Origin of the sequence: Micromonospora sp. NPDC047134, from assembly GCF_040643455.1 — a bacterium.
Lineage (GTDB): Bacteria > Actinomycetota > Actinomycetes > Mycobacteriales > Micromonosporaceae > Micromonospora.
On record NZ_JBEYUI010000011.1, the window covers coordinates 116,500 to 135,455 of the forward strand.

Genomic DNA, 18,956 nt, shown 5'->3' on the forward strand with positions numbered 1-18,956 from the left:
TCGGATCGAATCCGGGTCGGGCGGACCGGCGCGGCAGGAATGCGCCAGGATGGCGGGTACGTTCTGGCGATCGGGGGAGCCGTCAAACCAGCAACCCCCGTTACGCGCAACCAGGGAGGCCGCACCGGTGCTCGATCCACACGAGCTCTACGAACTCACCACCGATCTGCCCGAACTAGGGCAACCGGTCCTGATCCAGGCACTCACCGGTTTCGTCGACGCCGGCAACGCCAGCCGACTGGCCCGCGAGCAGTTGCTGACCTCGTTGGAGTCCCGCCAGATCGCCCGCTTCGACCTCGACCAGCTCTTCGACTACCGATCCCGCCGCCCGGTGATGACCTTCGTGGAGGATCACTGGGAAAGCTACGACACGCCGGAGTTGGTGCTGCATCTGCTGCACGACGACGACGAGACCCCCTTCCTGCTGCTCACCGGGCCGGAGCCGGATCTGCAGTGGGAGCGGTTCGTCGCCGCGGTCGCCGGGCTCTCCGCCCGGCTGGACGTACGCCTGACGGTGGGGCTCAACTCGATCCCGATGGCGGTGCCGCACACCCGGCCCGCCGGGGTGACCGCCCACGCCACCCGGCCTGACCTGATCGTCGGCTACGAGCCCTGGCTGCAACGGGTCCAGGTGCCCGGCAGCGTGGGTCACCTGCTGGAGTTCCGCCTGGGTGAGGCCGGTCGGGACGCCCTGGGCTTCGCCGCCCATGTGCCGCACTACGTGGCGCAGGCGGAGTATCCTGCCGCCGCCGAGGTGCTGCTCGCCTCCGTGTCCCGCAGCACCGGGCTGCTGCTGCCCCGCGACGGGCTGCGCTCGGCCGCCGAGGCGGTCCGGGTGGAGATCGACCGGCAGGTGACGCAGAGCGAGGAGGCCAGCACCCTGGTGCAGGCCTTGGAGGAACAGTACGACGCGTACGCCCGGGGTCAGGAAGGTAAGAACCTGCTGGCGGCGGAGACCGGCCCCCTGCCCACTGCGGAGGAACTCGGCGCCGAACTGGAACGCTTCCTGGCCGAACAGACCCGCCCCAACAACGAATGAGGTGGTCCCCTGTTGACGCGAGGGCGTACAGCAGGGGTCCCCGTTTGACACCGCGCGCCCTCGGGTGGCGGCGCGCGGAGTCGGGCCGGGATACGGCAGGCTGACATCATGCGTCTGGCGACCTGGAACGTGAACTCGGTGAAGGCCCGCCTGCCCCGGCTGCTCGACTGGTTGGCCGGCACCGAACCGGACGTGGTCTGCCTCCAGGAGACCAAGTGCCCCGACGGCGCCTTCCCGGTGGCCGAGGTGGGCGAGCTGGGCTACACCGTGGCCAGCCACAGCGACGGCCGGTGGAACGGGGTGGCCATCCTGTCCCGGGTCGGCCTGGCCGATGTCACGGTCGGCTTCCCCGGGGAGCCGGGCTTCCCCGAGCCGGAGGCCCGAGCCATCGCCGCCACCTGCGCCGGGGCACGCATCTGGTCGGTGTACGTGCCGAACGGGCGGGCCCCCGACGACCCGCACTACGCCTACAAGCTGGCCTGGCTGGGGGCTCTGCGGGAGGCCCTGGCCGCCGAGTTGACCGGCCACCCGGCGTTGGCGGTCTGCGGGGACTTCAATGTGGCCCCGACGGACGACGACGTGTGGGATCCGGCGCTGTTCGCCACCTCCACCCATGTCACCCCGGCCGAACGGGCCGCCCTGGCGGCGTTGCGGGACCTCGGCCTCGTCGATGTGGTGCCGACCCAGATGAAGGGGCCGCACCCCTTCACCTACTGGGACTATCGGGCCGGCATGTTCCACCAGAACAAGGGCATGCGGATCGACCTGGTGTACGCCTCGGCACCGTTGGCCGGCACGGTCCACGCGGCCTATGTCGACCGGGAGGCCCGCAAGGGCAAGTCCCCCTCCGACCATGCCCCGATCGTCGTCGACACCACCTTCACCCCGGTTGTCGAATCCTGCTGAGGCGCGGCGTCTGCGCCGTAGTGGGCGCTGCCCGCGTCTAGGGTGGGGACATGGCAGTCGTGAAGATCAACGCGATCGAGGTACCCCCGGGAGCCGGGGAGGAGTTGGAGAAGCGGTTCGCCGCGCGGGCGCACGCCGTGCAGAACTCCCCCGGCTTCCTCGGCTTCGAGTTGCTGCGCCCGGTCGCCGGTGACAACCGCTACTTCGTCTACACCCGTTGGGAGAGCGAGCAGGCGTACCAGGACTGGGCCGCCGGCCCGGCCCGTGCCGCCCACGCCGCCCCGCCCGGCGGCGAACAACGCCCCCCGGTCGCCACCGGCGCCACCCTGCTGGAGTTCGAGGTGGTGCAGCAGGTTCCCTGAGTCACCGGCCCGCTCTGGGCTGCTGCTATGCGGGGCGGGTCTCGGTGTGGGTGGCGAAGGCGATGACATTGTCGGCGTAGCCGGTCGCGCCGCCGACCCACTGCCCTCCGCAGGTGATCAGCCGCAGGCTGGGCGGGCCGTCATGGCCGTAGATCCGGTCGGCCGGCAGTTGGTCCTTGGGGAAGCGTTCGACGGAGTCGACCGTGAACACCGCCACCGAGCCGTCCGCCCGCTGCACCTCGACGGTCTCCCCGACCCGGAGCTTGTGCAGGTCGTAGAAGACCGAGGGGCCGCTCTTGGTGTCGACATGGCCGACGATGACGGCGGGACCGGGCTCCCCGGGCACCGGGCCCCGGTCGTACCAACCGGTCTCCTCGTGCCGACTCAACGGCGGTACGTCGATCGTGCCGTCCGCGGCGTCCCCGACCGGTTTCACCGGGGCGTTGATGTCGACCGTCGCGACCGTGAGGCGTACCGGCCGGGGTGCGGCGGGCGCGGCGACCGTCTCGCGCGCCGGTGGCTCGGCACCGCCGCCGGCCGCGGTGGCCCACTGCAACGGATCGCCGACGCTGCGGCCCAGCCCGGCGCCGGTGGCGAAGACACCGAGCAGTACCAGCACCACCGCCAACGGCAAGGACCAGGGACTGCGGCCGGGGCGGGTGGCCCGGCGACTGGATCGGGTGCCCCGGGGGGCCTTCCCGGCGGATGCACGCGGGCTGGCCGGGGGAAGCGGACCGGCCGGGGGCAAGGAGCGGACCGGTCGGGCCGAGCCACGGGCCGGGTGGCCGGTGGATGCCGGTCGCTTCGAAGCCGGTGGGACGTCGCCCGGGACGAAGAGGTCCGCCCGGGCGATGGAAGTCCCGGGCCGCTCGACCGGCGGCACGAACACCTCGGGCCGAGGATGAGGGCTCGGCCGGCTACCAGCCGGACGCCCGACCCGCACCCCACCAGCCGATCGTGAGATGCGATCAACCCCGGCAGGGCGTGGGGTTCGGGAGGCGGCCATGGGGGCTCACCGGCCGGTGTGCCGACGCCGGACGGTCACGCCCCAGAGGATCACGCCGCTGACGGTCAACGCGAGCCCACCGGGCACCAGCAGGCCGAAGGTGGTCCCGGCACCGCCGCCGAATCCGGTGGCCGGTCCCCGGCTGGGTCTGACGGTGCGGACCACCTGAAGCATCGTGGAGGCGCTCTCCCCGCCCCGGCACTCCAGCTTGACCCGGTAGTTGCCGGGCAGCACCCGGTCCTTCACCTGGGCGGTACCGGTCAGCAGGCCGCGTTGCGGCTGCACGGCGACCCGGCCGAAGGCGTCCGAGACGACGATGGCCCCGACGGAGTTGTCCCGGCAACTGGCCCGCAGGCCGACCAGATGCCCCGGTTCCACCGTGCTCGGGCTGATCTCGATGAACACGTCCGGGCCAGGTGGCTGCGGAGCGGCGACCACTCGGGCGTCGACCGGCTGGGAGGCGTCGACCGGCTGGCCGGCACCGGCCGCGGCGGCGCGGGCCGGGGTCGAGATCCCGGTCAGGGCGACGGCGAGCAGCGGGGCGACGAGGGCGAACATCGAGGCCGCAGCCAGGGTGGCCGACCGGGCCGGGCGAGTACGGGTCACTGACACGATGCCCCCTCCCGGCGCGACGGAGCAGTCGCCGGGCGCCGCCGGACACCCGGTCTGCGGTACGGGAATGATGGTCTCATCCCCGGTCGTACATCACATCCGATCCGACACCGGGCTCGCGTAAGCTCGGTGCGCTGTGACCTCCACCGAACCGACCTCCGCTGGCGCCGCGCCCGACCCGGCGCGGGCGATCCGTACCTTCCACCCGCGGCGGGGCCGCATGGGCGAGCGGCAGACGGCCGCCCTGCAACACCTCTGGCCGGTGTACGCCCTGCGCGTGGGCGATGCCACGCCGTTCGATCCGGTCGCCCTGTTCGGCCGCCGGGCTCCGCTGGTGGTGGAGATCGGGTCCGGCATGGGTGACACGACGGTCGAGATGGCCGCCGCCGACCCGGATCGAGACTATCTGGCGGTCGAGGTGCACACGCCCGGAATCGCCAACCTGCTGGACCTGGTGCACCGGCGTGGGCTGCGCAATGTCCGCATCGCCGAGGGCGACGCGGTGGAGTTGATGCAGACGATTCCGGCGGACTCCCTGGACGCGGTGCACGTCTTCTTCCCGGACCCCTGGCCCAAGTCCCGGCATCACAAGCGACGGCTGATCCAGCCGAGGCATGTCGCGTTGCTGCGCTCCCGGCTGGCCCTCGGCGGCATCCTGCACTGCGCCACCGACTGGGCGGAGTACGCCGAGGCGATGCGGACCACCCTGGACGCCGATCCGGGCCTGGTCAACCTGCATGAGGGGTACGCCCCCAGGCCCGCCCACCGGCCGGTGACCCGGTTCGAGCGGCGGGCCCTGCGGGCCGGCCGCCCGATCGCCGACCTGATCTACCGCCGCCGCTAACGGGTAAGGAAGGGCCCCTTCTTAACGCCTCGTGCGGTAAAGGGGGCCCCTGTTAACAGCCGGTCCGGCGAAACCGGTCACCCGGTTGGCGTCGGAGGGCATGATCCAGGCACCATGGACCGGCCATGACTCTCACCGCCGCGCTGCCCAAGACCGCCGACCCCGACACCCTCTACGACGCGTTCGCCGGTTGGGCCTCCGCGCGCGGCCTCGACCTCTACCCCCATCAGGAGGAGGCGGTCATCGAGATCGTCTCCGGGGCCAACGTGATCATGAATACCCCGACCGGCTCGGGCAAGAGCCTGGTCGCGATCGCCGCGCACTTCGCCGCCCTGGCCGACGACCGGACGACCTTCTACACCGCGCCGATCAAGGCCCTGGTGTCGGAGAAGTTCTTCGCCCTCTGCGAGGTCTTCGGGGCGGAGAACGTCGGCATGCTCACCGGGGACGCCAGCGTCAACGCGGACGCTCCGATCATCTGCTGCACGGCGGAGATCCTGGCCAACCTGGCGCTGCGGGAGGGATCCCGGGCCGATGTCGGCCAGGTGGTCATGGACGAGTTCCACTTCTACGCCGAACCGGACCGGGGTTGGGCCTGGCAGGTGCCCCTGATCGAACTGCCTCAGGCGCAGTTCGTCCTGATGTCGGCCACCCTGGGGGACACCACCCGGTTCGTCGACGACCTGAGCCGGCGTACCGGGCGGTCCACCGCCGTCGTCCGCTCGGCCGAGCGGCCGGTCCCGCTGATCTTCTCGTACGCGATGACCCCCATGCACGAGACTCTCGAGGAACTGCTGGAGACCAAGCAGGCCCCGGTCTACGTCGTGCACTTCACCCAGGCCGCCGCCCTGGAGCGCGCCCAGGCCCTGATGAGCGTCAACGTCTGCACCCGGGCCGAGAAGGACATGATCGCCCAGGCGATCGGGAACTTCCGGTTCACCTCGGGCTTCGGCAAGACCCTGTCCCGGCTGGTCCGGCACGGCATCGGGGTGCACCACGCCGGCATGTTGCCCAAGTACCGCCGGCTGGTGGAGACCCTGGCCCAGGCCGGACTACTCAAGGTCATCTGCGGGACGGACACCCTCGGGGTCGGCATCAACGTGCCGATCCGTACGGTCCTGTTCACCGGCCTGTCGAAGTACGACGGGGTGCGGACCCGGCTGCTCAAGGCCCGCGAGTTCCACCAGATCGCCGGGCGGGCCGGACGCGCCGGCTTCGACACCCTGGGCCGGGTCGTGGTGCAGGCCCCCGAGCATGTGATCGAGAACGAGAAGGCCCTGGCCAAGGCCGGCGACGACCCCAAGAAGCGCCGCAAGGTGGTACGCAAGAAGCCGCCGGAGGGGTCGATCGGCTGGGGTGAGCCGACCTTCCAGCGGCTGGTCGAGGCCGAGCCGGAACCGCTCACCTCCAGCTTCCAGGTCAGCCACTCGATGCTGCTCAACGTCATCGGCCGCCCCGGTGACGCCTTCGCCGCCATGCGGCACCTGCTCACCGACAACCACGAGGACCCCGCCGCCCAGCGCCGGCACATCCGCCGGGCCATCGCCATCTACCGGGCGCTGAGAGCCGGTGGGGTGGTCGAGGAGTTGCCCGAGCCGGACGAGACCGGCCGACGGGTCCGGCTCACGGTCGACCTGCAACTAGACTTCGCGCTCAACCAGCCCCTGTCGCCGCTGGCCCTGGCCACCATCGAACTGCTGGACAGCGAGTCCCCCTCGTACGCCCTGGACGTGCTGAGCGTGATCGAGTCGATCCTCGACGACCCCCGCCAGGTGCTCTCCGCGCAGCAGTTCAAGGCCCGGGGTGAGGCGGTCGCCGCGATGAAGGCCGAGGGCATCGAGTACGAGGCCCGCCTGGAACTGCTCGACAACGTGACCTGGCCCAAGCCCCTCGCGGAACTGCTGGAGAACGCGTACGAGATGTACCGGCAGGGGCATCCCTGGGTCGCCGACCACCAGCTCTCCCCCAAGTCCGTGGTCCGCGACATGTACGAGCGGGCGATGACCTTCACCGAGTTCGTGCAGTTCTACGGGCTGTCCCGCTCGGAGGGCCTGGTGCTGCGCTACCTGGCCGACGCGTACAAGACCCTGCGGCAGACCGTGCCCGAGGAAGCCAAGACCGACGAGCTGATCGACCTGATCGAGTGGCTCGGGGAGCTGGTCCGCCAGGTCGACTCCAGCCTGATCGACGAATGGGAGCGGCTGCGCAACCCGACCGACCTGCCGGAGGTCGCCGCCGCCCTGGACGACCGTCCCACGGCGGTCACCCGCAACACCCGCGCCTTCCGGGTCCTCGTCCGCAACGCCCTGTTCCGTCGGGTCGAGTTGGCCGCGCTGCGGCAGTGGCACAGCCTCGGCGAACTGGACGGGGCCACCGGGTGGGACGCCGACGCCTGGGCCGAGGCGCTGGAGCCCTACTTCGAGTCGTACGGCGAGATCGGCATCGGGCCGAACGCCCGGGGCCCGGCGCTGCTCATGATCGAGCAGGGTAGGGAACGCTGGACGGTACGGCAGATCCTCGACGACCCCGAGGGCGACCACGACTGGGGCATCAGTGCCGAGGTCGACCTGGCCGCCTCCGACGAGGCGGGCACGGCGGTCATCCGGATCACGGACGTCGGCCAACTCTGAGGCGAGGCCGCCGGTGCCGGCGGCCAGCACGGGCCGTCGGCGTCCGGCGCCGCAGGGGTAGGACCTGAGCGGTCCGCTCACCCCTGCGGCGCCGACACCGTCGGTCAGTCGCGCGGGGCCTGGAACGCCACGCGACGGCGACGGAACATCACCAGGAGTACGGCGCCGACCGCCAGCACGGCGGCACCGACACCGGCGAGCAGGGTGGCCGAGGTGCCGGTCACCGGCAGGCCGCCGCCGGTACCGCCGTCACCGTCACCGGTGTTGATGACGATGCGGGCGGTGTTGTTCTCCGGCTTGGACTCGCTGGAGTACATGGCGCCGTCGGCCACGATCGTGCCGTCCGTACCGGGCTCGGACTTGATCTTGATCTTGACGGTCGCCTTGATCCGACCGAAGCCGGAGGCGGTGCTCGGGAACTCGCTCTCGAAGTTGCAGCGCAGCTTCTTCGACTCGGGCAGGGTCCGGCCCGGCTCGCCGTCGGTGTAGCACCACTCGGCGGGCAGCAGCACCGTGCCGCTGGGCGCGGTGATGAGCACCCCCGGGCCCCCGCCGTCGGAGGGACCGTGGTTGACGACCTCGTAGGTCAGGTCGACGGTCTCACCCACGGCGCCCTTGATCGCCGGGGCGGTGACAGCCACGTCCAGGGTGTTCTTCTTGCTCCAGAACCGGAAGTCCGCGTAGTTGTTCGACTCGTCGAGCTCCCGCTCGGCGGCGGACCGCCGGGAGGCCTTGGCGTCCGCGGCCTTGGCCTGCAGGGCCTTGGCGGCAGCGGCGAGGGAGGGACCTTTGCCCTTGCTGCCGGTGACCTTCTGCGCGGCCCGCGACTGCCCCGCCAGGGCTACGCTGACGACTCCACTGTGCTCCCCCGGCCCGGACAGGTTGCGACCGAAGGTGATGTTGAACAGCGACTCGCCGCTCTCGTCGTCGAACAGCAGCAGGCCCTCACCCGGCTCCAGGGGCAAGGGCAGTACGCAGGTGACCTCACTCGGCCCGTACACGTACGGAGCCCCGGTGGCGTCGGGGTAGTAGTCGGCGTACGTGCAGTCGCTGTAGCGCTCGACGAAGGTGGCGCCGGTGGCGAGGCTGACGCTGAAGCTGAAGCCCTCGGTGGTGGTGTCGCCCTCGTTGAAGACGCCACTGTAGAGGGGCACGGTGTCACCGCCGCCGACCCGGTCGGACTTGTCGTTCAGGTCCGCGGCTGCGGCCACCAGATCGGGCCCGGAGGCGACCACCGAGACCGGGAAGGTCGTGGTGTTGTCGTCCGGGTTCGCGTCCTCCTCCGCGCCGGCGATGGTCACCGAGATCGAGCCGGCATCGCCGGGCTTGGCACCCTTCTCGCTGGCCAAGGACACCGGGTAGAGGGTGTCGACCTGCCCGGCGACGAGCACCCCGACGGCACAGGTGATCTTCTTGCCGGCGAGCTTGCACTCGTCGACCCACTCCGGCACGGTCGCGACGACTCCGGCGGAGAGCTTGCTCAGGTCGAGGGTGACGGTCACCGCGCTCGCGTCCGCCTCGCCGTAGTTGTAGACGTACATGCCGACGGTGGTGCCGCTGTTGTCGACCTCGGCGACCGGCTCCTGGGTGAACGAGACGAACAGGTCGGGTCGTGCGTCCGCGGCGTACGCCACCGGGGCGGAGCCGAGGAGCGCCGCCGTCGCCAGCACCGCCGTGCCGACGGCAAAGCGTGGCCAACGAGCCATGAGGGATGTCATGTGGATGCTCCGGAAGAATTGGGGGAAGCCAGGACTTTAGACGATCTCCGAGCCCCGCGTTGTCCCCTGCCACGGTTCGTACCGCACCCGTCGGCCCGTCTTCTCCCCTGGGCGATGTCAGACCCGTCGATTAGAATGTATGTACTAATCGAGTTCCTGACCTGGGAGGATGCTCGTGACCGCGCCCATCTCCGCCCCCCTCACGCCGTACGCCACCCTCCTCGGTTTCACCCGGTACGTCGACCGCACCGGGCCGACGAAAGCCACCTTCGTCGGCGGCCTGCGCCGCCAGCGGGCCAGCCGCTCCGGCTTCAACCCGCACGGCCAGTTCGTCAAGGCCCTCAAGACCGACATCGCCTTCCACACTGGAGGGACCCACCTGGCGCAGGTGGTGGACCTGGTCAAGCCCCGGTGGCGCCCCCTCTACCAGGCACTGGTGCCGGGCGCCACGACCTGGCTGCACTCCCTGGGCGAGCCGCGCACTGTGGACCTCGCCCAGACCCGCGACGCCCTGGCCCTGCTCGGTGACCTACCCGTCAAGATCAACCCCCACTTCGGCGTACGCCATTCCGACGGCCGCGCCGAGGCGGTCCGACTGCACTTCGACGAGACCCCACCCAGCGAGGAGGCCGCACTGGCCACCCTGCACCTGATGGCCCGGCACATGGATGCCGTCCTGCCGCACGCCGAGCCGATCCTGGTAGACGTACGCCGGGGCGTAACCCACCGGATGCCCGAGAGCGTCCGGTCCGAGGAGATCGAACGCTGGCTGGCCGGCGAAGCCGCCGCCTTCCGCGCCATCTGGTCCGCCGCCGCCTGACCCCGCCCCACCCGCACGTTGCGTACGAGCAACTTCGGGGAAGATGTCGCCTCCGTGCGCCCAGAGGCAGCATCTTCCCCGAAGTTGCATACCCGCTGCCTGCCGGTGGGAGCAGGGTTATCCACAGGGGTGTCGGGCGGGCAGGGCGGTGGGTCATGGTGGCTGGCGTGGCTACTTCTGCTCGGCGCCCACCGCAGCTACGCGGGCGCGTCTTCCGAGGTTCCCGTGCCGTGGCCCGAGGGCTGTTGACCCGGGGTCAGCTACGCAGCAAGGCATGGCGGCCGATCTTCCGAGACGTGTACGCCGATGCCCAGCTCACGGTCTCGCACCGCACCCGGTGTCAGGCTGCCGCGCGGTGGCTGCTCCCACCCGGTGCGGCGATCGCCGGACGGAGCGCCGCAGCGCTGTTCGGCGCCGGGTTCATCGCCGACGCCGACCCCCTCGACGTGCTGGTGCCCGCCGGGCAACGCTTCGGGCCGGTAGCCGGTCGAGCCGTGCACACCGCCGAGGTCGACGGGTTCGAGGTGCTGTCGCACGACGGATGCCGGTCACCACACCGCTGCGGACCTGCTGGGATCTGGCCCAATGGCTTGACCTGGCAGAGGCCGTGGTCGTGGTGGACCGGCTGCTCGGCCGTCGGCTGGTACGAACCGAGCAACTGCTGGACCTGGCACAAGATCGTCGCGGTGCCCGGGGCTGGAAACGCATGCTGCGGGTGGCAGAGCTGGCCGATCCCGGCGCGGAGTCGGCACCGGAGTCACGGCTACGGGTACGGATCGTGCTGGCCGGTCTCCCCCGGCCGGTCACCCAGTTCGTGGTGCAACGGGACGGTCGTTTCATCGGCCTCTGGCACGACGACCCGGCGCAGTTCCACCGCGACCGACGTCGCCTCAACCGCCTGCTCGGCGAGGACTGGATCGTGTTGCACGTGACAGCGCAACGCCTCCGGGAAGACTTCGACGGCTTCCTGGCCGAACTCCGCCAAGCGATCCGCACCCGCACCCGCTGACCCCCGCGCATGCCCGGGCGCCCCGGTGACGGGAGTCAGTGGGGGGTGGTTGGGGGGAGGTCGGTGATCGGTAGGACTCGGGGGTCGTCGAGGGGGCCGATGATCACGCGCAGCGACGGGAGCAGGTCGCCCAGGAGTCGGCGGCAGGCGTCGCAGGGGGCGACCAGGGACCGGCCGCGGTCCCGACCGTGACCATCGTCTCCAGCTCGCCCACACCCTGGGTGACGGCGGTGCCGAGCGCGACCACCTCGGGGCATGCTCCTGCCGTGGGGTGCACCACATTCACGGCGGAGACGACCCGACCATCGGCGGTGCGGGCCGCGGTGGCGAGAGTGTGGGCAGCACTACGGCAGCGCAGCTTCGCCACCGCGCTGGCCGCCTGCACCAACGCCCGATCGGTGTCACGCATCGTCATCGGCGTCCCCGCGTTCCGCTCCCAGTTCGACGCCCCACGATAGACCGCCGCCGTCCGGCTGCATCGTCACCGCCCCCTTTGCTCTGCTTCACCCCACGCACAGGTTGCGGACCAGCACCATTGCGCCGGTTGAAGCAGAGCAATGGGCGCCGGGGAGACCTGACACCGCCGGCCCTGGACCTGGCGCTCCACCGCCCCGGCAACGCCCGACTCGCAACGCCCGGCACCGCACCATCCTGCACCGCCCGGCAGCCCGAATGCCGGCACGGCTCAGGCGGGCACCGTGCCAGCCCCGACAGCCAGCGCCCGGCGCCGCACGGCGCAGGTCGGCGCGGCAGGCGCCGCGCGTTGTCCGGGCCTTGGCTGGCGAATGCGGTCAGGGGGTCGGGGGCGGTGGGCGGGGTGGTGGGGATAACCAGGAGGCGGGGGCGGCGGCGGGCTGCATATCCTTGGGCACGACATGCAGAATCCAGTCTCACCTGCCGCGACCGACCCGATCCGCGCGTTGCAGCGTCGCCTTCCCCCGTTGATGTTCCGCGACCAGCGCCAGCTGCGCCGACGGCTGGACGGGGTGCGCAGGCTGCGCGACCCGCAGCGGCGGGAGTCGACGCTGGCCGAGATCGCGGCCGAGGTGGCGGCGGCGGAAGGGCGGCTGGAACGGCGCCGGGCCGCGCTGCCGAAGATCACCTATCCGGCGGCGCTGCCGGTCAGCGAGCGTAAGGACGATATCGCCGCCGCCATCCGGGATCACCAGGTGGTGATCGTGGCCGGTGAGACCGGGTCGGGCAAGACCACCCAGTTGCCGAAGATCTGCCTGGAGCTGGGGCGTGGGATCAGCGGGCTGATCGGGCACACCCAGCCTCGTCGGCTGGCCGCGCGTACGGTGGCCGACCGGATCGCCGATGAGTTGGGCACCGAGCTGGGCGACGTGGTCGGCTACAAGGTGCGCTTCACCGACCAGGTCAGTGAGCAGAGCCTGGTCAAGCTGATGACCGACGGCATTCTGCTGGCCGAGTTGCAGACCGACCGGATGCTGCGCCAGTACGACACCCTGATCATCGACGAGGCGCACGAGCGCAGCCTCAACATCGACTTCATTCTGGGCTATCTCAGGCAGCTGCTCCCCCGCCGACCCGACCTCAAGGTGATCATCACCTCGGCGACGATCGAGACCGACCGGTTCGCCCGGCACTTCGCCGGGCCGCCGACGGAGGAGCATCCCGAGGGCGTACCGGCGCCGGTGGTCGAGGTGTCCGGGCGGACCTACCCGGTCGAGGTGCGTTACCGGCCGCTGATCGAGGTGGCGGAGGCCGACGAGGAGGAGGCGGACGAGGAGAACGTCCGCGACCAGATCCAGGCCATCGGCGACGCGGTCGAGGAGCTGGCCGCCGAGGGCCCCGGCGACATCCTGGTCTTCCTCAGCGGCGAACGGGAGATCCGCGACACCGCCGACGCGCTGGGCAAGCTGGTGCAGAACAAGCGGTCGCTGCTCGGCACCGAGATCCTGCCGTTGTACGCCCGGCTGAGCGTCGCCGAGCAGCACCGGGTCTTCGCCCCGCACAGCGGGCGGCGGGTGGTGTTGGCGACGAATGTCGCGGAGACCTCGCTGACCGTGCCCGGCATCAAGTACGTGGTCGATCCGGGTACCGCCCGGATCTCCCGCTACTCGCAGCGCCTGAAGGTGCAGCGGCTGCCGATCGAGCCGGTGTCGCAGGCCAGTGCCAACCAGCGCAAGGGCCGCTGTGGGCGTACCTCGGACGGTATCTGCATCCGGCTCTACGACGAGCAGGACTTCCAGTCGCGGCCCGAGTTCACCGACCCGGAGATCCTGCGTACCAACCTGGCCTCGGTCATCCTCCAGATGACCGCGATCGGCCTGGGCGACATCGCCGCCTTCCCGTTCATCGACCCGCCGGATCGACGCAACATCGCCGACGGGGTCAACCTGCTGCACGAGTTGGGTGCCCTGGACCCGGCCGAGACCGACCCGGATCGGCGGCTCACCGCGCTCGGGCGGCGGCTGGCCCAGCTTCCGGTGGACCCCCGGCTGGCCCGGATGGTGCTCGAAGGGGAGCGCAACGGCTGCGCCACCGAGGTGATGGTGATCGCCGCGGCGTTGTCGATCCAGGATCCGCGTGAGCGGCCGGCCGACAAGCAGGCCCAGGCCGACCAGGCGCACGCCCGGTTCACCGACAAAGAGTCGGACTTCGTGGCGTTTCTTAACCTGTGGCGGTATCTGCGCGAGCAGCAGAAGGAGCTGTCCTCCAGCGCCTTCCGTCGGATGTGCAAGGCCGAGTACCTCAACTACCTGCGGGTACGCGAGTGGCAGGACATCGTCAGCCAGTTGCGCCAGGTGTTGCGTACCGCCGAGCAGGAGGGTCGGGGACGCGGACGGCGAGGCGCCGACGAGGAGGCCCCGCGCGGCGGCGGGCGACGCCAGGCCGGGGCGGACCTGCCGGAGGAGATCGACACCCCTAAGGTGCACCAGTCCCTGCTGCCCGGCCTGCTGTCCCATGTCGGCCTCAAGGACGCCCAGAAGAACGAATACCTGGGGGCCCGGGGGGCGAAGTTCGGGCTGTTCCCCGGCTCGGCGTTGTTCAAGAAGCCGCCGCGCTGGGTGATGGCCGCCGAGTTGGTGGAGACCTCCCGGCTCTGGGGGCGGGTGAACGGGCGGATCGAACCCGAGTGGGTCGAACCGCTGGCCCAGCACCTGGTCAAACGCAGCTACAGCGAGCCGCACTGGGAGAAGAAGCAGGCGGCCGTGATGGCGTACGAGAAGGTGACCCTCTACGGGGTGCCCCTGGTCACCTCCCGCAAGGTCAACTTCGGTCGGATCGATCCCGTGCTGAGCCGGGAGTTGTTCATCCGGCACGCGCTGGTGGAGGGCGACTGGTCCACCCACCACCAGTTCTGGCGGGACAACGAGCGGCTGCGCACCGAGCTGGAGGAGCTGGAGAGTCGGGCCCGGCGGCGGGACATCCTGGTCGACGACGAGACCATCTTCCAGTTCTACGAGGAGCGGATTCCCGCCGAGGTGGTCTCCGGGCGGCACTTCGACACCTGGTGGAAGAAGACCCGCCGGGAGCAGCCCGACCTGCTCACCTTCACCCGTGAGCTGCTGGTCAACGCCGGTCGGGGCGGGGTGGACGAGGCGGACTTCCCCGACCAGTGGCGCACCGAGGGTGTCGAGTTGCCGTTGACGTACACCTTCGAGCCCGGCTCCCCGGTCGACGGGGTGACCGTCGACATCCCGTTGCCGCTGCTCAACCAGGTACCGGCGGAGAGCTTCGACTGGCAGGTGCCCGGCCTGCGGGAGGAACTGGTCATCGCGTTGATCCGCTCCCTGCCCAAGCCGGTGCGGCGCAACTTCGTACCGGTGCCGGACTACGCCCGCGCCGTGCTGGCCGCGATCACCCCCGGCGAGGAACCCCTGCTGGAGGCGTTGACCCGGCAGCTGCGCCGGATGACCGGGGTGACCGTGCCCCGCGAGGCGTGGGATCTGAGCAAGCTGCCGAACCACCTGCGGGTCACCTTCCGGGTGCTCGGCGAGGACGACAAACCGGTAGCCGAGGGCAAGGACCTGCCGGCCCTGCAACGCCGACTCAAGGCGGAGGTACGCCAGGTGGTGGCCGCCGCCGCGCCGGAGGTGGCCCGCACCGGGCTGACCGGCTGGGAGATCGGCACCCTGCCCCGCACCATCGAGCAGGTCCGGGCGGGGTACGCGGTGACCGCGTACCCGGCGCTGGTGGACGAGGGGACCACGGTCGGGGTACGGGTCTTCGACTCCCCGGCCGAGCAGGAGGCCGCGCACTGGGCCGGTACCCGGCGACTGCTGCGGCTGACCGTGCCCTCCCCGGCGAAGTTCCTGGCCGGACGGTTGTCCAACGAGGCGAAGCTGGCCCTGTCGCGCAATCCGCACGGCGGGGTGCAGGCGTTGATCGAGGACGCCACCGGCGCGGCGATCGACAAGCTGATCGGGGATGCCGGGGGGCCGGTCTGGGACCCGGAGGGCTTCGCCGCCCTGCGGGACAAGGTCCGCGCCGGTCTGGTGGACACCGTGACGGAGGTGATGGAGCGGGTCCGGGCGGTGCTGGCCGCCGCGTACGCGGTGCAGCAGCGGCTCGGCGCGACGAGGAACCTGGCCGTGGTGGCCGCCCTGGCCGACATCCGCAACCAGCTCACCGGGCTGGTGCACGCCGGTTTCATCACCGAGGTCGGCTACGCCCGACTGTCCGATCTGCTGCGCTACCTGACCGCCATCGAGCGGCGGCTGGACCGGCTGCCCGGCAATCCGCCCCGGGACAAGCAGTTGCAGGACCGGATCGCGGTGGTGCAGCGGGAGTACGACGAGATGCTCACCGCCCTCCCCCCGGCCCGACGCGGTTCCGTGGCGGTGCGGCAGATCCGCTGGATGATCGAGGAGCTGCGGGTCAGCGTCTTCGCGCAGGCCCTGGGCACCCCGTACCCGATCTCGGAGCAGCGCATCTACCGGGCCATGGACGAGGCCGAGGGGCGCTGACGTCTGCCGAGGAGTACCCGGAGCATCACGTCCGGGCCCAGCAGCCGGGCCGGCGGGTCGATCAGGTTGACCACCCGCAGGAAGGCGGCGCCGAGCACCGCGTCGCGCGCAGCCGCGACATGCAGCCGGGCCAGGTAGGCGTTGACGAACCGGACCTTCCAGGTACGCCGCCCGGTGACTCCCGGGAAGCGCAGGTCGGTGCCGACCGCGATGGACCAGGGCCCGTCGATCACCCGGGCCGCCCGCCGGAAGAACCGCCGGGCCAGACGGTGGCGGCCCCGGGCCAGCAGGCTCCGCAGCAGCAGGGCCTGTACGGCGGCGACCGTGATGCCCTGTCCGTAGACCGGGTTCAGGCTGCACAGGGCGTCGGCGAAGATCAGCAGGCCGTCCGGAAACCGGGACAGTCGTTCGTACCGGCGTCGGACGCTGGCCGGGAAGCGCATCAGCACCGGCTCGTCCAGCGGCTGGGCCTGCCGGACCAGTTCCCCGACCTGCGGGGCGGCCAGCGAGGTGGCGTACCGGATGAATCCGGCCTCGTCGACCGGCGGCGCCTCGCCCAGGATGCCCGCGACGGTGACCGCCAACCGCCCGCCCTCCTGGGGTGCGACCACCCCGTAGCGGGCCCGCCCCGGCATCGCGTTGGACAGTACGCCGAGCTTGTCCTCCAGTTGGCCGTCCTCGCGCCGGTACCGGCGGGTGACGTAGGTGACCCCCACCTCGACACGTTCCTGTTCGACCGTCGGGTAGCCGAGTTCGGCCAGCCAGATCGGGCTGCGGCTGGCCCGGCCACCGGCGTCGACCACGAGATCGGCGGTCAGGGTCGCTGCCGGGCCCTCGCGGGGGGCCAGCCGTACCCCGGTGACCCGGCGGCCATCGGCGGTGGCCAGCAGGCCGGTCACCTCGCAGTCGGGCACCAGGCGTACCCCGGGCAGGGCCAGGATCCGTTGCCGGACGGCCTGTTCCAGCAGCGGGCGGCTCATGCCGAAGCCGGTCAGGTCGGAGCGGGCCGACCGCATCCGGTGGCCGTCGTTGTACCAGTGCACCTGCCCGTGCAGGTCGACCGGGGTGGCCCCGAGGCGGTACAACTCGGCGCCGAGTTCGGGCAGCAGACACTCCAGGGCCTGCCGACCCCGGGCCAGCAGGACGTGTACGTGCCGGCCCTGCGGTACCCCCCGGCGATGCACCGGTTCGGCCGGCGGGACGTCGCGGTCCAGCAGGATCACCTCGGCGAAGCTGTCCACCAGCGCCCGGGCCGCGAGCAATCCGCCCAGACTGGCTCCGATGACGACGGCGCGACCGGAGGCTGCCATGCCGGGAGCCTATGCGTGCTCTCATCCCCGGGGCTGCTTCCGTCGTGCTCGATCCGGACAGGTCAGGTCAACGGCTCGACCCCGGGCGGGAGTTCGCTGGCGGTGGTGGCGGTCTGCACGTAGTCGAGCAGGATGCGGCGCAGTTCGCGCCCGGCGTGGGTGGGCACCACGTCGCGGCGGCGGGCCACCGCGATGGTGCGGCGCACCCCGGGTGGGGCCAGTCGGGTGACCCGGATGCCGGGGCGGCGGGCCACCACGATGCCGGGGACCAGGGCGATCCCCAGCCCGGCCTCGACGAAGCTGAGTACGGCGTCCATCTCCCCGCCGTCGACCGACAGGGTCGGCTCGAAACCGGCGTTGCGACAGGCCTGGAGGGTGGCGTCCCGCAGGTCGTAGCCCTCGCGGAACATCACCAGCGGCTGATCCCGCAGGTCGGTGATGCGCAGGTCGGCCCCGGGGTAGGCGGTCGGCAGGGGGTCGACCGAGGCGACCACCAGGCTCTCGGTCAGGATCGGGTCGGCGCGCAGGCCGGGATCGGTGCCCTGGGCGGGCATGATGATCAGTGCCAGGTCCAGCGCCCCCCGGAGCAGTTCCCGGACGAGGTCCTGCGATCCGCCCTCCTCGACCCGCAGGTCGACCGTGGGGTGGACGTCACGGAAGCGGCGCAGCACCGGGGGGGCCAGCGAGGTGGCCAGGCTGGGGGTGGCCCCCAGGCGGACCCGCCCCCGGCGCAGCCCGACCAACTCCTGCACCTCGCGGGTGGCGGTCTCCACGTCGGCGAGGATCCGCTTGGCCAGGGGCAGCAGCACCTCGCCGGCCGCGGTGAGGGTGATGTTGCCCCTTACCCGCTCGAACAGGGGGGCGCCGAGGGTGGCTTCCAGGGCGTGAATTTGCTTACTCAACGAGGGTTGGGTGATGCCGACGACATCGGCCGCCTGGGTGAAATGTCGTACTTCGGCCACCGCAACGAAGTACTTGAGCTGATGGAGCTGCACCTGGATAGCTTATGGCTATCAAGACTGCGGTGTCGATGCATTGGACGACTGATTGAACTGCTCCTAGCGTCGGCCTCGTGGTAGTCACGACGCGAACTCGGTCGCCCATCCGCTCGAACGTCGGCCTGAAGGCCGTCATGGCGGTGACGGGCATCTTCCTGGTGTTCTTCCTCATCGCACACATGCTGGGCAACCTGAAGGTCTTCTCCGGCGACTCCTCGTTCAACGGCTACGCCCACTGGCTGCGTGACGTCGGCAAGCCGGTGCTGCCGGGGGTCTGGTTCCTCTGGTTCATGCGCATCGGCCTGGTGGTCGCGGCCGTCGGGCACATCTGGGCCGCCACGGTGCTCGCCATGCGGGCCCGCGCCGCCCGCCCGGTCCGCTACGCCCACCGCAAGAAGGTCCAGGGCAGCTACGCCGCCCGCACCATGCGCTGGGGTGGGGTGATCATCCTCTTCTTCGTGATCTACCACCTGCTGGACCTGACCACGGGCACCCTGAACCCGGTCGGCGACCCGACCCGGCCGTACGCCAACGTCGTCGCCGGCTTCGCGCCGGAGCGCTGGTACGTCACCCTCTTCTACGCCCTGGCGGTCACCACCCTCGGCTTCCACCTGCGCCACGGGGTCTACAGCGCGCTGCGCAGCCTGGGCCAGCAGACCCCGCGCGGGGAGCAGCGTGCCCGGGTGGTGGCGCTGGTCCTCTCCGTCGGGCTGGTCGTCGGCTACCTCGTGGTCCCGTTCGCCGTACTCACCGGATTGGTGTCCTGAC

The 18,956-nt window shown here is 71.1% G+C and carries 16 protein-coding genes; 9 read left to right on the forward strand and 7 right to left on the reverse strand.

The genetic code is table 11. From position 1 onward, the window contains the following. Positions 1-127 precede the first annotated feature (127 nt). From ABZ795_RS15765 to ABZ795_RS15775, 3 genes are all read left to right on the forward strand, one after another. Entirely contained in the window at positions 128-1,039 is a 912-nt protein-coding gene (locus ABZ795_RS15765; RefSeq protein WP_327026888.1) for a PAC2 family protein, read from the forward strand. 108 nt (positions 1,040-1,147) lie between these two features. Further along, positions 1,148-1,945 (forward strand): exodeoxyribonuclease III, encoded by a 798-nt coding sequence (locus ABZ795_RS15770; protein WP_357530839.1) that lies wholly within the window; start codon positions 1,148-1,150, stop codon positions 1,943-1,945. A gap of 50 nt (positions 1,946-1,995) precedes the next feature. Beyond that, a complete protein-coding gene (locus tag ABZ795_RS15775; RefSeq protein WP_327026890.1) occupies positions 1,996-2,307 on the forward strand; it encodes an antibiotic biosynthesis monooxygenase in 312 nt (103 codons plus the stop codon). Positions 2,308-2,332: 25 nt separating this feature from the next. On the opposite strand, the gene ABZ795_RS15780 is transcribed toward ABZ795_RS15775, so the two are convergent. Next, a complete protein-coding gene (locus ABZ795_RS15780) occupies positions 2,333-2,941 on the reverse strand; it encodes a class F sortase (protein ID WP_357530840.1) in 609 nt (202 codons plus the stop codon). A 378-nt stretch (positions 2,942-3,319) separates the two neighbouring features. Next, entirely contained in the window at positions 3,320-3,871 is a 552-nt protein-coding gene (locus ABZ795_RS15785; protein ID WP_357530886.1) for a hypothetical protein, read from the reverse strand. Between the two features lie 274 nt (positions 3,872-4,145). Between ABZ795_RS15785 and trmB the strand changes: the two genes are divergently transcribed. Next, positions 4,146-4,769, forward strand: a complete 624-nt coding sequence (trmB, locus tag ABZ795_RS15790) for a tRNA (guanosine(46)-N7)-methyltransferase TrmB (protein ID WP_357530887.1) — start codon at positions 4,146-4,148, stop codon at positions 4,767-4,769. A 125-nt stretch (positions 4,770-4,894) separates the two neighbouring features. Beyond that, positions 4,895-7,399, forward strand: a complete 2,505-nt coding sequence (locus tag ABZ795_RS15795; RefSeq protein ID WP_327026893.1) for a DUF3516 domain-containing protein — start codon at positions 4,895-4,897, stop codon at positions 7,397-7,399. Positions 7,400-7,503: 104 nt separating this feature from the next. On the opposite strand, the gene ABZ795_RS15800 is transcribed toward ABZ795_RS15795, so the two are convergent. Then, entirely contained in the window at positions 7,504-9,117 is a 1,614-nt protein-coding gene (locus ABZ795_RS15800) for an LPXTG cell wall anchor domain-containing protein (protein WP_357530841.1), read from the reverse strand. A 175-nt stretch (positions 9,118-9,292) separates the two neighbouring features. Here ABZ795_RS15800 and ABZ795_RS15805 point away from each other — a divergent pair, with 175 nt between their 5' ends. Further along, positions 9,293-9,937, forward strand: coding sequence for a hypothetical protein (locus tag ABZ795_RS15805; protein ID WP_327026895.1), 645 nt, complete (start codon positions 9,293-9,295; stop codon positions 9,935-9,937). A 260-nt stretch (positions 9,938-10,197) separates the two neighbouring features. On the opposite strand, the gene ABZ795_RS15810 is transcribed toward ABZ795_RS15805, so the two are convergent. Then, positions 10,198-10,473: a hypothetical protein gene (locus tag ABZ795_RS15810; RefSeq protein WP_357530842.1), complete on the reverse strand. Its 276-nt coding sequence runs from the start codon at positions 10,471-10,473 to the stop codon at positions 10,198-10,200. 5 nt (positions 10,474-10,478) lie between these two features. Here ABZ795_RS15810 and ABZ795_RS15815 point away from each other — a divergent pair, with 5 nt between their 5' ends. Then, on the forward strand, positions 10,479-10,946 hold the full coding sequence (locus ABZ795_RS15815) for a hypothetical protein (protein ID WP_357530843.1): 468 nt from the start codon (positions 10,479-10,481) through the stop codon (positions 10,944-10,946). Between the two features lie 103 nt (positions 10,947-11,049). On the opposite strand, the gene ABZ795_RS15820 is transcribed toward ABZ795_RS15815, so the two are convergent. Beyond that, positions 11,050-11,355, reverse strand: a complete 306-nt coding sequence (locus ABZ795_RS15820; RefSeq protein WP_357530844.1) for a hypothetical protein — start codon at positions 11,353-11,355, stop codon at positions 11,050-11,052. A gap of 466 nt (positions 11,356-11,821) precedes the next feature. Here ABZ795_RS15820 and hrpA point away from each other — a divergent pair, with 466 nt between their 5' ends. Further along, a complete protein-coding gene (gene hrpA / locus ABZ795_RS15825) occupies positions 11,822-15,880 on the forward strand; it encodes an ATP-dependent RNA helicase HrpA (RefSeq protein WP_357530845.1) in 4,059 nt (1,352 codons plus the stop codon). On the opposite strand, the gene ABZ795_RS15830 is transcribed toward hrpA, so the two are convergent. Both ABZ795_RS15830 and ABZ795_RS15835 read right to left on the reverse strand, forming a co-directional pair. Further along, positions 15,847-17,190, reverse strand: coding sequence for a squalene monooxygenase (locus ABZ795_RS15830; protein WP_357530846.1), 1,344 nt, complete (start codon positions 17,188-17,190; stop codon positions 15,847-15,849). The genes hrpA and ABZ795_RS15830 overlap by 34 nt on opposite strands. 62 nt (positions 17,191-17,252) lie before the next feature. Beyond that, positions 17,253-18,191, reverse strand: coding sequence for a LysR family transcriptional regulator (locus ABZ795_RS15835; protein WP_327027180.1), 939 nt, complete (start codon positions 18,189-18,191; stop codon positions 17,253-17,255). Positions 18,192-18,262: 71 nt separating this feature from the next. Here ABZ795_RS15835 and ABZ795_RS15840 point away from each other — a divergent pair, with 71 nt between their 5' ends. After that, positions 18,263-18,955 (forward strand): succinate dehydrogenase cytochrome b subunit, encoded by a 693-nt coding sequence (locus tag ABZ795_RS15840; protein ID WP_327026900.1) that lies wholly within the window; start codon positions 18,263-18,265, stop codon positions 18,953-18,955. The last annotated feature ends 1 nt before the right edge of the window (position 18,956 follow it).